At 38.3% G+C, this 15,557-nt stretch carries 11 protein-coding genes; 1 reads left to right on the forward strand and 10 read right to left on the reverse strand.

Annotation, left to right across the window (positions count from 1 at the left end):
- Window positions 1-20: 20 nt before the first annotated feature.
- The 7 genes from ACLHDG_RS09685 to ACLHDG_RS09715 form a co-directional block, all read right to left on the reverse strand.
- Window positions 21-1,145 (reverse strand): toxic anion resistance protein, encoded by a 1,125-nt coding sequence (locus ACLHDG_RS09685; protein ID WP_415406028.1) that lies wholly within the window; start codon window positions 1,143-1,145, stop codon window positions 21-23.
- Window positions 1,146-1,162: 17 nt separating this feature from the next.
- Entirely contained in the window at window positions 1,163-1,987 is an 825-nt protein-coding gene (locus tag ACLHDG_RS09690; protein WP_415406029.1) for a 5-bromo-4-chloroindolyl phosphate hydrolysis family protein, read from the reverse strand.
- Window positions 1,988-2,145: 158 nt separating this feature from the next.
- A complete protein-coding gene (gene ccsA, locus ACLHDG_RS09695; protein WP_415406030.1) occupies window positions 2,146-5,247 on the reverse strand; it encodes a cytochrome c biogenesis protein CcsA in 3,102 nt (1,033 codons plus the stop codon).
- A 149-nt stretch (window positions 5,248-5,396) separates the two neighbouring features.
- Complete coding sequence (locus ACLHDG_RS09700) at window positions 5,397-6,272, reverse strand: radical SAM protein (RefSeq protein ID WP_415408339.1); 876 nt, start codon at window positions 6,270-6,272, stop codon at window positions 5,397-5,399.
- Window positions 6,269-8,965 (reverse strand): DNA polymerase I, encoded by a 2,697-nt coding sequence (gene polA, locus ACLHDG_RS09705; RefSeq protein ID WP_415406031.1) that lies wholly within the window; start codon window positions 8,963-8,965, stop codon window positions 6,269-6,271. The genes ACLHDG_RS09700 and polA overlap by 4 nt, the downstream gene beginning before the upstream one ends.
- Window positions 8,962-11,808 carry an excinuclease ABC subunit UvrA gene (gene uvrA, locus ACLHDG_RS09710; protein WP_415406032.1) on the reverse strand — a complete coding sequence of 949 codons (2,847 nt, stop codon included), beginning with the start codon at window positions 11,806-11,808 and terminating at the stop codon, window positions 8,962-8,964. The genes polA and uvrA overlap by 4 nt, the downstream gene beginning before the upstream one ends.
- 121 nt (window positions 11,809-11,929) lie before the next feature.
- Window positions 11,930-12,670: a sulfite exporter TauE/SafE family protein gene (locus ACLHDG_RS09715; RefSeq protein WP_415406033.1), complete on the reverse strand. Its 741-nt coding sequence runs from the start codon at window positions 12,668-12,670 to the stop codon at window positions 11,930-11,932.
- A 164-nt stretch (window positions 12,671-12,834) separates the two neighbouring features.
- On the opposite strand from ACLHDG_RS09715, the gene ACLHDG_RS09720 reads away from it, so the two are divergent.
- Complete coding sequence (locus tag ACLHDG_RS09720) at window positions 12,835-13,353, forward strand: methylated-DNA--[protein]-cysteine S-methyltransferase (protein WP_415406034.1); 519 nt, start codon at window positions 12,835-12,837, stop codon at window positions 13,351-13,353.
- Window positions 13,354-13,358: 5 nt separating this feature from the next.
- On the opposite strand, the gene ACLHDG_RS09725 is transcribed toward ACLHDG_RS09720, so the two are convergent.
- The 3 genes from ACLHDG_RS09725 to ACLHDG_RS09735 all read right to left on the reverse strand — a co-directional run bounded on the left by ACLHDG_RS09725 (window position 13,359) and on the right by ACLHDG_RS09735 (window position 15,554).
- Complete coding sequence (locus ACLHDG_RS09725; protein WP_415406035.1) at window positions 13,359-13,775, reverse strand: hypothetical protein; 417 nt, start codon at window positions 13,773-13,775, stop codon at window positions 13,359-13,361.
- Between the two features lie 67 nt (window positions 13,776-13,842).
- Window positions 13,843-14,595 carry an SdiA-regulated domain-containing protein gene (locus ACLHDG_RS09730; RefSeq protein WP_415406036.1) on the reverse strand — a complete coding sequence of 251 codons (753 nt, stop codon included), beginning with the start codon at window positions 14,593-14,595 and terminating at the stop codon, window positions 13,843-13,845.
- An 8-nt stretch (window positions 14,596-14,603) separates the two neighbouring features.
- On the reverse strand, window positions 14,604-15,554 hold the full coding sequence (locus tag ACLHDG_RS09735; protein WP_415406037.1) for a tRNA dihydrouridine synthase: 951 nt from the start codon (window positions 15,552-15,554) through the stop codon (window positions 14,604-14,606).
- Between the last annotated feature and the right edge of the window lie 3 nt (window positions 15,555-15,557).

Consider the following 15,557-nt stretch of genomic DNA (forward strand, 5'->3'; position numbering starts at 1 on the left):
CCCATATCGTTATACTTCTTTTACGTGGTTATAACCGCTGGTACTTCTTCTGCTCTTGCTTTGACTGCAAGGAGTGCATCTTTGAGTTCATGTTCTGTTTTGTGAAGTTCTACAAGTGCTTCTGCTCTTGCTGCTTTTCCTTCTTCTGCAATTTTCAAGGAGTCATCAAGTGTTGCTATAAATAATTCATTGGCTTTCTTGATACTTTCTATATCAAAGATACCCCGTTCCATTTGCTTACGTACTTCCATATTAGCCTCTCTAAGACCTTCTGCGTTCTTCTCAAGAAGTTCATTCGTAAGATCAGCTGCGTCTTTGACTGCGATTGCAGTATCATGACTTCTAAATATAGTCACAGTTTGTGCAAGCTGATTTCTCCATAACGGTACTGTGTTAACCAATGTAGAAGTGATTTTAGAAATAAGGGATTTATCATTTTCCTGAATCAATCTGATGCTTGGAAGTGACTGCATAGTGACTTGCCTGGAGAGTCTAAGGTCATGGACTCTTCGCTCCAGTTCATCTCTGAAGCCTCGTATCTCTTTTACATCTTGGATAGCTAACATCTCCATGTCTTGTACCTTTGCTTCAAAGTCCGGGATGATCGTCTCTTCAAGTTCTTCGAGTTTTGTTTCACCCGCTTTAATATAAAGTTCCAAGTTTCTAAAGTAATCAAGATTTGCATCATAAAGCTTATCAAGCGAAACGATATCCGTCATAAGCTGACTTTTATGCTTCTCAAGATTGTTTGATATTATATCTATCTGATCTCTTACCCCTTCATACTCTTGAATGAACTTCACTAATGGTTTCGTAACGCCAAAAAGTTTCTGCCACCATGCAAGCTTGATGTTGGGATTAAACTCATCTATATCAAATCCACGGATGGAAGCAACCATCTCATTGAGTGCTGCACCTGCTGCACCTACCTCTTTATTTTGGACACCATCTATCATACGATTTGAAATTTCATCAAGTTTTTCCTGTGCAGAAGAACCAAAATAAATGATGGAGTTTCTATCTTTAATGTCAAGTTCACTTAGCGCATCTTGAAGTGCTGTCACTTCTTCCACCATCACTTCTGGTACTTGTTCACTTTTTTCTTCTATCGCTGTTTCTATTAACTCTTTTGTTTTAGTTTCCATACTTGATCTCCTTTGATTTAGTGTTTTATCTGCTCTTTAAGTACATCTATATGTACATCCAGGTCAAATTGATTGTTATTTTTTAATCTTTCCAGTTCTTTATCAAATTTGCTATCCAAATTATCCATAAGGCTATAAAGCTTCTCTTTTGTCTCACTTTTTATATCATCTTCATCCATCGCGACATAAGAGTCAGTCACTTTGGCTATGCCATCTATGTATACAATAAGAAACTTTCTGGCAACACGAATATCTTTGGGGTCTCCTTGGATAGTTTCTAAGATATTTTTAGCTTTTGTCATAGCAATATTGAGTTTTCCATACAAAAGCGTATCTTCTATCTGGCCCATGTGTTTTTCTATATTTGAGAGTTTTGTTTTTGCTTCACCGATAGTTTCAAGTACAAACTCGGCAGAAACATCACCAAGGTTATCAAGCTTGTCTTTTTTGGGATCAAACCCATAATACAAATAATAACCAAGTGTCGCAATACTTCCTAAAAAAAGTGCAGAAGTTAAAGGTTTATCTCCTGCTATCCAAGCAGTGAAGACAGTAGAACCACCTAGCATAAATGCTGCTATGGTTTTATAAGGTATTTTAGGGGCTTTTGTCAAAGGAGAACGTAGATATTCCAACTCTTGAGTAAACCCTTTGGATGAGAGTTTTGCAGTAGCGAAAAAAAGTGCAAAGGCCAGACTATTGAGTAAAAATGCCTGAATATTGGTCTGGAGAAGCGCTAAGATCACAGCGATAAAAAGTGGGATAAGAAATAGATAAAGGAGTGTCCCTTTTTTGCTTCTTAATAATGTTGTATCAGGCTTATAAGGTTTTGCTTTTGCCATACACTATCCTAGAAGATTGCCAAGTGGATACCACACAGCAAATCCTGCAGAGAATACGATAAAAAAGAAACCAAAGGCTTTTTTGTATCCTGACATTTATATCCTTCATAAAAGTAACTACAATTTTAACATAGTTATATGAGAATTGCGTATTTAATTTACTTTACTTTTTCCAACTTTCTATTTCTAGCTGCCAGAATAGTCAATACAAACAGTCCTGCAATACCATAATAAACCCACATAGGGATAGGCACTGGATCACCTGCTGCGTAAGAGTGAAGTCCTGAGAGGTAGTAGTTCACACCAAAGTATGTCATCAGCACTGTAGAGTATGCCCATGTAGATGCTACATTGTACGCAAATGATGATTTGAGTGATGGAATGAACCTAAGGTGCAATACTGTTGCATAGATGAGTATGGTCACAGCTGCCCATGTCTCTTTTGCATCCCAACCCCAGTAACGTCCCCAACTCTCATTTGCCCATACACCACCAAGGAAGTTACCTACAGTATAGAGGAACAGACCAACGATAAGTGACATCTCTGAGAGGTTTGTAAGCTCTTTAATGGAACGATCCATATTTTCATGCCCTTTACTGCCTCTAAAAATAAACAGTAGCAGTACCATCAAAGAAAGGATAGACCCCAATCCAAAGAAACCATTACCTGAAATGATGGTTGCAACATGTATCATAAGCCAGTATGACTTCAATACAGGCACAAGGTTGGTGATCTCCGGATTGATGAAGTTCATATGTGCCACACCCATGGTAACACCTGCCAAGATAGCTGCACCAGCCAAAGCAAATGGCGAGTGTCTAGCCAGGACGAGACCTGCAAATACTGTCGCTGCTGCGATAAATACAATAGACTCATACGCATTTGACCATGGAGCATGTCCTGAGATATACCAACGAATACCCATACCCACAACATGAACCATAAATCCAAAGAAGAGTATGCCTAATGCACCACGCATGATCCACTTCATGGAAAGTGCAGGTTTAAGTATATTGATAAAAGCAAAAATCAGTAACAATAATCCTAAAATAAGATAAAGAGGAACAAGCTTACCAAAAAGCCCAAGCTTATTATATTTGATCTCCATATCAATATGACTTGGGCTTGGAATCACTTCCGCACCATACGTTTTCTGATATTTATGTAAGCCTTTAAGTGCCAGGTTTGCATTACCCCAATTTCCAGTTTTGAGTGCTTCAGATACCATCATAAAATACGCAGAGATACTCATCTTCACAAGCTCACTCTCTTTAGGTGCAAAATCTTTCATGGCCTCAACCGGTGCGAACCACTTATTATTTGCATCATTAGGTTTAGGGAAGATACGAAGGATAGTACCCTGATACGCCATATATGAGACATTGACACGTTCATCTATATCAAGGAGTTTTTTATCATATTGGGTCTTTTCGAGAGGTTTCTTTCTTGATGCAGCCACAATGTCATCATAAATCTTATAACTGCTGTCTTTTGCAGAGAAGAAATCAGAGAACTTTGCAAACTTTGCCTCTTTTGGCAATCCAAGATTCACAGCGATCTTTGGATGTCCTATTTTGATCATAGGTACAGTTTGATAAAGGTTGGGTTGTGTCATCATACCCAGTAGTATTTGGTTAGGCTCTAATCCAAACAGAGATGACTTACCCGTAACCTTTGCGACTATATCATGTGCCACTGTATCTATAGGCTTCATACGCCCTTGATGATCCTGCACAGCAAGTTTTCCAAAGTTCATAGCATGTTCCAAGTCATACGCACTTACTGCTTTCTTTAGTTCTGGATCAAGTGTAGGTGTAGCCGCATTTGCACTTTGAGGATTCAGTGCCATCAACGAGAAGAGTATCGCTGCAGCTGCTCCCTGTTGTAGTTTTCTTGCACCTTTAAGAAGCTTTTGAAATCTACCATTAGGTATGAATAGACTCCAGATCATCCCCAGTGTCAACAAGATATACCCTATATATGTGGGCCATGTTCCCGGATCATGATTGACTGAAAGGATTGTTCCCTTTTCATCTTGATCATACGAAGACTGGAAAAAACGGTAATTTCTATGGTCAAGTACATGGTTCATATAGATAGCATAAGGCATGTTGATATTTTGTTCTTTATCGATGAGTACAACATCACTTGCATATGACGCAGGTGTCATAGAACCAGGATAGCGCTCTAGTTTAAACTTCTCCAGCTTTATAGAAAAAGGTATCTCTATCAGTTTTGCACCGATACGCAGATCGATCTTTACCCCATCAAGTGAAAGTCTGTTTAACTCACCTGTCTGCCCCTTGTACGGTTTACAGACAACGATCTCACTTTTATCTCCTACACTCACTTTAAGTTCTATGAATTCTGGTTTACCTGATTGTGTTTTAAGGTCATGAGAATCTATCACAAAACTGGATTTTTCATGTATCTCTTTAAGCACGATGGCATTATCACCAAACTGATGCAAATACCTTCCCTTAAAGTCATTTTCACCCGCATTCAGTTCACCAGAACTTTTGTCATCCATGTTAAGATATTTAAGAGGATGAGGGAAATCTACTTTTAAAGCACCAGCATCCTCTTTGATCATGAATGTCGGTTTATCACTCTTAGACTTCGTATCATACGCAACATAAAAATCACCAAAATCTTTTACATCACCTTTTGCAAAATAGTATATTTTTCCTTGTTGCCCTGTAGAGATCTTCAACTCCAAATGTTTTTTTCCATTAGGGTCTTTTACTACTTTCTCATGGGATGTCGGCAAATATCTCATAAGTTCTATATTGACTTTTTTATCGCCTACATTAAGGCTTTCAGAAAGGCTGTTTTTTGTCATGGTTGAGAAATAAAGTGCTTTTTCAAGCCCTGCAGTCTGTTCACCTTGTGTTGCTGTTACTTGCAGCAACTTTACATCTGAGACCATAAGATTGGTAGATTTACCTTCACGGATATGCATGATACCCTCATATCCTATATAACGTGTAATAAGTGCACCTATAGCAATGATCAAAAAAGAGAAGTGGAAAAGGAAAACGGCTGGTTTAGATTTATACGATTTGTATTTGATGATGTTGTAGACCAAGATGGCTGTAAAATAGGCTAAAAAAACTTCAAACCATTGTGCTTTATAGATAAGTGCCTGGGCTGTTTGTGTACCATAATCATTTTCTATAAATGTCGCTGCACCAACTACTACTCCGAAAATAAACAGTACCAAGACTGCCATTTTCATGGATAAAATATGTTTTAACATGGTTTAAAACCCTTCTGAACGTATATATAATAAAAAGTGATTATAGCCGATGTTTGCTAACCGTATATTAATTGAGTCTCTTTTATAGATATAAATAATAACTTGATACTATGTGATACTTTATTACGGTATCACTGCATAATTCTATTTCAAAACCCACGAAATATATTAGGTACAAAAGCTCTCTTTCCAATATTTAAAGCAACTTCCAACTCCTGAACCAACCTACCCTTCTCCCGTGGCAGAGTCCCTGCCAGGTGTAGAGCATTTGAAGCGTGATTTGAGCGAAATATGATTTTATTACTTGGATTTAAAAGTTCTATAAATCTCTTCTGCTCACAAAGTATCTCATGATCATCAAGCATAGTGAAATCACTGAAGTTTTTATAGAATTTTTCCTTACTGTCTTCTTCCAAACCTAACTGTAGCGTAGACAAATAAGTTACCCTTGTCTCATTTATCACTTTCGCACTGTCTCTTATATGTTCATCTGTGTATTTGGATCCACCTATGCCTAAAATTACTGTTGCTGATATTTTAATGCCTGCATTAGATGCCTTGTTGAGAGACTCTATGATCTCACTTTGGTTTACACCCTTAGTGATCTTTTTTAGTACAACATCACTACCACTCTCAACTCCATAATAGATCAGATTTAACCCGTTAGCAAAAAGGAGTTCCATATCCTCACTGGATTTGTTTAAGATATTTTGAGCAGATGCATATAGTGAAACTCTTCTTAGTTTTACAAATGATTTTTTTAGATATTTTAGTAACGCTAAAAGATATGATGTGTCTAAAGAAAGAGCATCTCCATCCGCCAAAAATATCTTTCCACTCTGCGGATAAGAGCTAGATAAGATATCTATCTCTTTATAGATATCTTCTATATCTCTTACCTGATAACTTTTGCTTTTATACATAGAACAGAAAGTACAGTTATTATAGCTACACCCATAGGTAGCTTGAATGATAATATTGTCAGCTTCTGCCGGTGGTCTGTATAATGGATATGAGTAGACTATTTCAACTCACCCCAACTATCACCCACACTCACTGAGCAGACCAAAGGCACCTCTAGTTCCAAGACATTTTCCATCGTATGTACAAAACGTTTGGAGACCTCTTCAACTTTTTCTTCTTTGATCTCAAAGATAAGTTCATCGTGTATCTGTAAGAGCATAAAGGCATCCAGGTTTTCTTCCTGTATCATGCTGTCTATCTGATTCATGGAGAGTTTTATGAGATCTGCTGCGGAACCTTGGAAGACAGTGTTGACCGACTCACGCATGAAGGCTGCTTTTTGCATGCCATTGGCACTCTCGTAGTCAAAGAGTCGTCTACGTTCGAGTATAGTTTCCACATAGCCATCTATCTTCACTCTTTCTTGTATACCTTCTAAAAAGTTTTTCACTGTAGGGAACGAGGCAAAGTAGTTTGTAATGATCTCTTTTGCTTCACCTGTACTGATGCCTAACTCATCGGAGAGTTTTTTAGGTCCCATTCCATAGAGTAGACCGAAGTTTACCGATTTGGCAAAACTTCGTTTCTCTTTGGCTTCCTCTTCACCAAAAAGTTTAATGGCTGTAGCCATGTGGATATCCACACCATTATTAAATGCTTCCATTAGCGCTGCATCTTTTGAAAAGTGAGCAAGCAGACGCAGTTCGATTTGAGAGTAGTCAATACTGACGAGTTTATACCCCTCTTTAGCTACAAATGCTTCTCTGACTGAACGCCCCAATGCTGAACGTACAGGGATATTTTGCAAGTTAGGATCACGTGAACTCAGACGACCTGTAGCTGTACCAGTCTGCCCAAAAGAGGTATAGATACGACTTTCATCATCTGCATTTGCAAGTTTTAGCAGAGGATCAACATAAGTCGAGAGTATTTTCTGGTACTCACGGTACTCAAGGATTTTTTCTATGACGGGGTGCTCTCCAACAAGTGAACTCAATACAGCTTCATTTGTACTGTACCCCGTCTTGGTTTTCTTTCCGCCTTTTAGTCCGATCTGCTGAAAAAGCACTACCCCTAATTGCTGTGTAGACCTGATGTTAAATTCAGACCCGGAAAGTGCATATATCTCTTGTGTTAAAGTAGCTAGATCTTCACTGAGTGTTTTTTGCAACTCTAAAAGCTTAGAAGGATTTATCTTTATACCCAAACGCTCCATACGCATAAGTACATTCATAAACGGATACTCTACATTTTTCGCTTCGTTCAAAAGATGCGTTAAAGAGCCCAGCTCCATCTTCTTTTTAATAGCTCCATACAACAGATAGGTCATCCAGGCATCTTCAGCTGCATAAAAAGTCGCATCCTCTATGGAAACAGCGGAAAAATCTTCCCCTTTTTTCACCATCTCTTTAAACGGTTTCATCTCATATTTAAAAAACTTCTTTGCCAAAGCATCAAGCCCCACTTTAGACCCGGGATCAGAAAGCCAGGCCATGATCATAGTATCGGCATACGGAGTGATCTCTTCAAAATTGTACTGATTATAGAGTAAAGAAATATCAAACTTGAGATTTTGTCCTACTATCTGATGTTTAAGTAATATTTTTAATGCATCTGTTGCATCATCAATACTTACTTGATCTTCAACACCCAGATAATTATGCCCTACTGGTACATAATATGCTTTATCTGTTGCCGTACAAAAGCTAAATCCAACCATCTTGGCTACTTTGGTATCTAGCCCTGTAGTTTCTGTGTCGAAAGCTACAATAGCATCACTATCTATAGCATTAATCACAGTATCTAACTTCTCTTTCGTGTCTAAAGTGATCGCCTCAAAGCTAAGTGTAGGTTCTTTGGGCTTTGGCTTCACTACATTATCATAGTCTGTTTCCTCTTGCACTACTTTTGCTTTTTTGATGGCTTGTTTCATCTCAAACATTTCAAACTCATCAATCAGACAGGAGAGATAATTCTTATCTTCAAAATGAAAACTTTCAATATCAACATCTTTAAATACATCCGTACTCATCGTTACAAGTTCACGTGATAAAAATGCATTCTCTTTACTCTCGAGAAGTAGTTTCTGAGTACGAGGTGTTCCACAATTCTCTATATCTTCATAGATAGCTTCCAGGGTATGGTATTGATTTATCAGTTTACTGGCACCCTTTTGGCCTATGCCTTTTACGCCAGGTACATTGTCAGATGCATCACCTACAATGGCTTGAAAATTAATGAAATCTCGTGGATGTACTTCAAATTTATCGATACACCCCTGTACATCGATGACTTTTTTCTTCACAGAGTCATACATCTCCACTTTACCATCTTCTATCATCTGATACAGATCTTTATCATGAGAGACGATACGAACTTTCAAGCCCTTCTCTTTAGCAAATTTTGTCACCGTAGTGATAACATCATCTGCTTCAAATCCCTCACGTGAAAGATTGGCAAAGCCCATCTGGTCTATCCACTCTATGGCAATAGGGAGCTGTTTAACCAGGTCTTCCGGTGGTGCATCACGGTTAGCCTTATACTCAGGATAAAGGTCATTACGAAAAGTCCTCCCTTTACTGTCAAGTGCAAATACCAGATAATCTGTACTGTGATCACGATGAAGTGAATCAACAAGGTTGATAAACCCTGTCAAAAGACCTGTAGGAAATCCATCACTGTTACGTAAAGGAGGAAGTGCAAAATAGGAACGGAAGAAGAAGCCGAATGTGTCTATAATAGTGATTGTTTTCATTTTATACCCTTTTGTTCCAGTTTCAATTCTTTAGCCAAATACTCACCTGTATAACTTTTTGTCTGTTCATACTCTTTTGCCAACTGTTCAGGTGATCCTGTTGCAATGATCAGTCCGCCCTTATTTCCACCTTCAGGTCCCATATCTATGATGTAGTCTGCATTTTTTACCATATCCAGATTATGTTCTATGACAACTACTGAGTTGCCAAGTTCAACAAGATGATGGAGTACACCTGTAAGTCTGTCTACATCTGCAAAGTGAAGCCCGGTAGTCGGTTCATCCAGGATATACAGTGTTTTTCCTGTATCTTTACGACTCAACTCTTTACTGAGCTTGATACGCTGTGCTTCCCCACCGGACAGTGTAGTAGCATTCTGCCCCAAGGTAATGTAATCCAGTCCCACATCTGTTAAGGTTTTAAGCTTAACTGCTATCATAGGAATAGCTTTAAAGAACTCTAGTGCCTCACCCACAGACATGCCAAGCACATCTGCTATGGACTTACCTTTGTAGCGTACTTCCAGTGTTTGTGCATTATAGCGTGTACCGTTACAAGTATCACAACTTACAAGAACATCTGGCAAAAAGTGCATCTCTATCTTGATCTGTCCGTCACCCTGACATTTTTCACAACGTCCGCCTTTAACATTGAAAGAAAAACGCCCTATCTTATACCCGCGAAGCTCTGCTTCTTTGGTTTGTGCAAACAGTTTACGTATCTCATCCATGATACCTGTATAGGTTGCAGGATTGGAACGTGGTGTTCGTCCTATAGGACTTTGATCAAGATAGATGACTTTATCTAGTTTCTCAAGTCCTGTGATCTCTACACCATCTATTTTATTGACCTTTTTTGCACGGTTGAGTAATTCTCTCGCCACAGGGAGTAAAGTTTGAAGTATCAGTGAACTTTTACCACTACCACTTACACCCGTGATACATACAAAGTTTTGTAAAGGTACTTTCGCATCAAGTTTCTCAATGTTATTCAGTGTCACATTTTTGATCTCTATCCACTCTTTTTGAGGGTTGTCATGCGAGTATGTAATGTCTTTTCTACCGTACATATAGTCCGCAGTAAGCGTTTTGGCTTTGGCAAGTTTCTTTGCATCACCTGCAAAGACTATCTCCCCACCGAACTCTCCGGCACCAGGACCAATATCTATGATGTAATCGGCTGCTAAGATCGTCTCTTTGTCATGTTCGACCACAATCACAGAGTTACCTTTATCACGTAATGAGTTCAACGTACGTATGAGCTTCATTGTATCACGTTCATGAAGTCCGATACTTGGTTCATCAAGCACATACATCACACCTGTAAGCCCAGAACCTATCTGTGAAGCGATACGTATACGCTGTGCTTCCCCACCTGAGATACTTCTTGCATCACGGTTAAGTGTAATATAGCCCAAACCTACATCATGTAAAAAGTAAAGTCTTTCATACAACTCTTTGAGTATAGATTCTGCTATCATTTTTTGCTGCTCAGTAAGATGAGAAAAGCTCTCTTTATCTGCAAAATATGCATATGATTTTTCTATAGGCATATCTATGATATCGGCTATATTTTTTCCTTCTATCTTCACCGCTAAAGAACGTGGTCGTAAACGGTGTCCGTCACACTTGTCACATACTTTTTCAGTCATATACTCAGAGAGGTCTTTTTCATCTTTAAACATATCATGTGCAAATTTCACAACCCCCGGCCATTCACGTTTGAGTTTATGACGCTTCCATGTAAAGTCTACAGAAGACCCAAGTCCATAGAGAATGGCCTTTTGTTGATGTTCAACAAGTTCTCCATAAGGTACTTTTGTATCGATATCATTTTGTTCACAAAAAGCATTGAGAAATTTCGTATAGTAACTCTTGTTAAAACCATACATGATCTTCACAGCACCCTTGTCAATGGAGAGTTCCTGATCTATGACCTTTTTGAGGTCTATAGCATAACGGATCCCAAGTCCATCACAGGCAGGACAAGCACCCTTGGGTGAGTTAAATGAAAAACTCACAGGTTCTAACTCCTCAAAGCTCAACTTACAGTCAAAACAGGCCAAGTGCTCAGAATAGTGCATATGCTGTCTCTCAAAATCAATCTCTTCATAGTTTAAGACTTCAATTTCAAGTTCACCATAACTCTCTTTAAGTGCCTTTTCTACATCTTGCCCAATACGATCACGACTCTCCTCTTTCACTACCACTCTGTCAACTACTACTTTAATAGTATGTTTCTTCGTTTTAGAAAGTTCTATCTCATCATCAAGGCGTACCATGACACCATCTATCATCGCGCGAATATAGCCCTTATGTCGTAAAGACTCAAGCATATCTGCAAAGGTACCCTTCTTTTCTTTAACTAGCGGTGCCATAATAATGAGCTTTGCACCATCAGGCAGCTTCAATACTTCTTCAATAATGTCAGAAGCGGACATAGAAGAGATAGGCTTCCCACACTCATGACAATGCTGCTCTCCCACACGTGAAAAAAGTAATCTAAGGTAGTCATAGATCTCTGTGATCGTTCCCACCGTAGAACGAGGGTTTTTAGAGGTCGTCTTCTGATCGATCGCGATGGCAGGTGTAAGTCCCTCTATCTTATCAACATCAGGCTTCCCTACTCGTCCTAAAAACTGTCTAGCATAAGAAGAGAGTGACTCTATATAACGTCTTTGTCCTTCTGCATAAAGTGTAGAAAAAGCCAAAGTTGACTTACCACTCCCAGAGATACCTGTGACTACAACAAGTTTGTTTTTAGGTATGCTTATGTTTATATTTTTTAAATTATTCTCTCTTGCCCCATAAACGTGTATCATATCTTGTGCTTTTTTAGCCATTTATACATTATCCTTTTTTATTAAATAATGTCACGGCGAACGCCCTTGAAAGCGAAGCGATTCGAGAGCCGTGACGATTTTTGCCTACTTTTTCTAAAAAAGTAGATAGAGAACTCTAAAATTAAAACCAGATTTTCTTCACCAACATACCCAAAGCAAACACATACAAGACCAACAACGCAGCCTTGTGTTTTTTCGATGTCACATGATCTTTAAGCCAAATACCAAGTGCCACTCCAACCAGTGAAGCTACTGCAACTATCAAACCATTGTTAAAGTCTATTGTACCGGAGCTTAATCTACTTATCATCCCTGCCACAGAAGAGAAGACCACAAAAAACAATCCTGCACTCACTGCCTTTTTGAGAGGGTAATGCAACAGGCCTACCAGTAGTGGTGTCAGGATGATGGATCCACCAATACCCAATGTAATGGAGAAGATACCTATCCCTAATCCTATACCAAAGAGCAAAGCTGTGTTCAGTGATTTTGTTTGTGCATCATCTTCATGGTTTTTGGAGAAAAAGAGTCTCAAGAGTGCATAGAGCAATAAACCCAAGAAGGTAAATTGTAACACTGCATCTGCAATGTACTCTGTAACATACCCACCGATATATCCACCTACAAATCCACCCAGACCTACAAAAATGCCCTCGCCTACAATGAGTGAACCTTTTTTATGATTGAGGTAAGATCCATAGATAGAAGAGAAGACCATTTGGACAATAGAAATACCAATAGCATCTTTGATCTCAAAGCCAAGTGCCAAAAGTATAGGTACAAGGATCATCCCCCCGCCTATACCAAAAAACCCCGACATCGTACCGATAAAAATACCGACTAAGATAAGTTCTATGACCATTTATAACTCTCCAAAAATCAACTTGGAATTATAGCATTTTTTTAGAAGGTTTTGTGAGATTTTGAAATAAAATTTCTATTTTGATATACTATATTGCTCCCGTAACTGTAGGACATCATATTCTTAAATAATATAGAGTTGTATAAATAAAGGAAACATATATTATGAATCAAATACACATACAATACTTTAAAACAAAATATGCAGAGTTTATCTTAGGCTCATATGATGAAAAACTTTGTATGGTTGATTTTAGATATAGAAAAATGAGAAAAACAGTTGATGACAGGATCAAAAAAGGTCTTAATGCCAAATTTATAGAGCAGGATGATGAGATTTTACAAAAAACAAGAGCGCAACTTGATGAGTATTTCAATATGCAAAGAAGAGCGTTTGATATCCCTATCCAAATGGTAGGAACTGATTTCCAAAAAAGTGTTTGGGAAGCGTTGCTAAAAGTACCTTACGGTACAACTTCTACCTATTTGCAATTGGCAAAAGATATTGGTAACGAAAAAGCAGTAAGAGCAGTTGCCAATGCAAATGGTGCGAATGCTATTGGTATCATTATTCCTTGTCATCGCATCATCGGGACTAATGGAGAATTGACAGGTTATGCCGGAGGACTGCCTTTGAAGAAACAACTCTTACAATTAGAACAAAATTTATTTACTACAGCATAAAGCTGTTAAACATACATAAACTGCGATAAAAAGATAATAGTGATCACAAAACTAAACGGTAAAACATGACTCTTGAAAACCAAAGGTTGGATCTTGAGATAGACTTGTAAGAATCCTCTGATTCCCAGCCAGATACCTAGAAATGCTTTTAGTGAGAGAAGCATTTGGAATCTTGTTAATCCGTCTTCACCTATGGGGCCATAGACTTGAGTGATGAGATAAAGCCCTGTAAGTACAGCGACTATGAGGCTGGGTGGTACCGCCTTGCGTACATACTTCATAAAAGATTCTCTGATCTCTTTATGCTCTTCTTCATTATATGATTTTTTGATTTTGACTAAAAAAAGATTGTCTACTATGAGAAAACCTCCGTAGATAAATGCTGCGAAGAGATGTATGATTTTGATAAGTACAAAAGTCATGATGAAACCTTATGAAATAATTTTGAGGGTATTTTAGTATAAATAGATTGAAAAGGTTTGATATATATCAAATAAAATCAGTTTCCGGGTATTTCAACACCCTGCCATTGTCATCTGCAAAATAGATATAGCCTTGATCATCAAACGTTACACCCTCCTGTGCAAAATCAGGAAGTGCTTTAACCCAAACAACTTTATCTCTCTTGATATCATACTTGATCAGATTATTTTCCGTATCACTCACCATATAAAGATATCCATGATGCATAGCTAAACCTGCAATATCAAGTTGTTTGTGATCGATCATATCTTTAATGTCAGCCTTTTTTCTGGAGGACCTATCGATTTTAACGATCACTGAGGGATCAGATCTGGGATATTTTCTTTCTGATTGATTTGATAGATAGAAATACTTATCATCCATTGTGATACCCTCAAGACCCCGTTTTTTATCTTTGACTAAAAGTGTTCGTCCTTTATACTCTCTGTTGATATTTATTTTTTTGATCACTTTTAATCTCTTTTGTTTCACCACAAGAATATCATCACTTCCCTCTATAGCAAAGTAGAGCTGTGCTTTCTTCTCATCACATGCCACACCCTCCAAGTCATAGTTACCCAATCTTTTTTTACGAAGTATCTTCCCCTTTGGAGAAAGCTCATAGACCCTTCCCTCATCATTGGCGACAAAAAGTGTATCACTGTACTTGGAATAACATATACCCGAAGCCTCCGGGACATTGGCGATCACATGGTTTTCATTTGCAAAACAAGCATTCAAAAAGAAAAATGTAATTAAAACGTAAAAAATATATTTCATATTTCTCTTTAACCTATAAAAGACTGAGAAAAGAACTCAGCTACGATATCCCTCATCTCGGAAGGATCTTCAATGCCATTTACAAGATTTCTGAAAGCTGATGCACCTTCGTACCCTGCTTTAGAATATGTGTGCAAATGTTTACGGAAGATGATCGCCCCATACTTACCATAGTGGGCCAGCATTTGATCAAAATGTTCTAAGACTACTTCTTTAATAAGTTCAGAAGAGACTTCTTCAGTACCCTCTTTCATCTGATGAAATATCCAAGGTTTTCCTACTGCTGCACGCCCGACCATAATGCCATCTGCACCAGTATGCTCCAGTACCCATTTTGCTTTGGCTGCACTGTCTATGTCACCATTGGCGATGACAGGGATAGAGACTGCCTTTTTTATCTCTGCGATCGCGTCATAATCAACTGCTGCTTTGTATCTTCCTGCTTTGGTTCTGCCATGTACGGCTATAAAGTCAGCACCATTATCTTCACATATTTTAGCTATCTCTATATGATTTTTTTCATCAAAACCTAAACGGATCTTGACCGATGTATACTCTTTGTTAGAATATTTTTTTATAGTTCTAATGGTTTCAGCCATTTTAGGCAGATCGGTTAAGAGAGATGAGCCTTGAAGGTTATTGACTATCTTAGGTGCAGGACAGCCACAATTCAGATCTATGACAGAGACACCATCTAAAGTGTTTATATATTCAACCGCTTTTTGCATGACACTTTGGTCAGAGCCTGCCAACTGTATACTGTAAGGGTCTTCAAGAGGATTTTTTTCTAGCATTTTGATGGTTCTTTTACTTTGAAATGCCAGTGCATTGGAGCTGATCATTTCACTTACAGTAAGGTCAACACCAAACTTCTTAACAACAGAACGAAAAGGAAGGTCTGTAAAGCCCGCAAGAGGGGCTAATGCGTAGAGAGGTTTGGAAAAATCAAGTGTAGCCATTTA

Source organism: Sulfurovum iocasae, from assembly GCF_047716765.1.
Taxonomy (GTDB): domain Bacteria; phylum Campylobacterota; class Campylobacteria; order Campylobacterales; family Sulfurovaceae; genus Sulfurovum.

Coding starts and splice junctions, on each gene's coding strand:
- ACLHDG_RS09685 (WP_415406028.1), bottom strand. CDS start 1,145: ATGGAAACTAAAACAAAAGAGTTAATAGAAACAGCGATAGAAGAAAAA.
- ACLHDG_RS09690 (WP_415406029.1), bottom strand. CDS start 1,987: ATGGCAAAAGCAAAACCTTATAAGCCTGATACAACATTATTAAGAAGC.
- ccsA (WP_415406030.1), bottom strand. CDS start 5,247: ATGTTAAAACATATTTTATCCATGAAAATGGCAGTCTTGGTACTGTTT.
- polA (WP_415406031.1), bottom strand. CDS start 8,965: ATGAAAACAATCACTATTATAGACACATTCGGCTTCTTCTTCCGTTCC.
- uvrA (WP_415406032.1), bottom strand. CDS start 11,808: ATGGCTAAAAAAGCACAAGATATGATACACGTTTATGGGGCAAGAGAG.
- ACLHDG_RS09715 (WP_415406033.1), bottom strand. CDS start 12,670: ATGGTCATAGAACTTATCTTAGTCGGTATTTTTATCGGTACGATGTCG.
- ACLHDG_RS09720 (WP_415406034.1), top strand. CDS start 12,835: ATGAATCAAATACACATACAATACTTTAAAACAAAATATGCAGAGTTT.
- ACLHDG_RS09725 (WP_415406035.1), bottom strand. CDS start 13,775: ATGACTTTTGTACTTATCAAAATCATACATCTCTTCGCAGCATTTATC.
- ACLHDG_RS09730 (WP_415406036.1), bottom strand. CDS start 14,595: ATGAAATATATTTTTTACGTTTTAATTACATTTTTCTTTTTGAATGCT.
- ACLHDG_RS09735 (WP_415406037.1), bottom strand. CDS start 15,554: ATGGCTACACTTGATTTTTCCAAACCTCTCTACGCATTAGCCCCTCTT.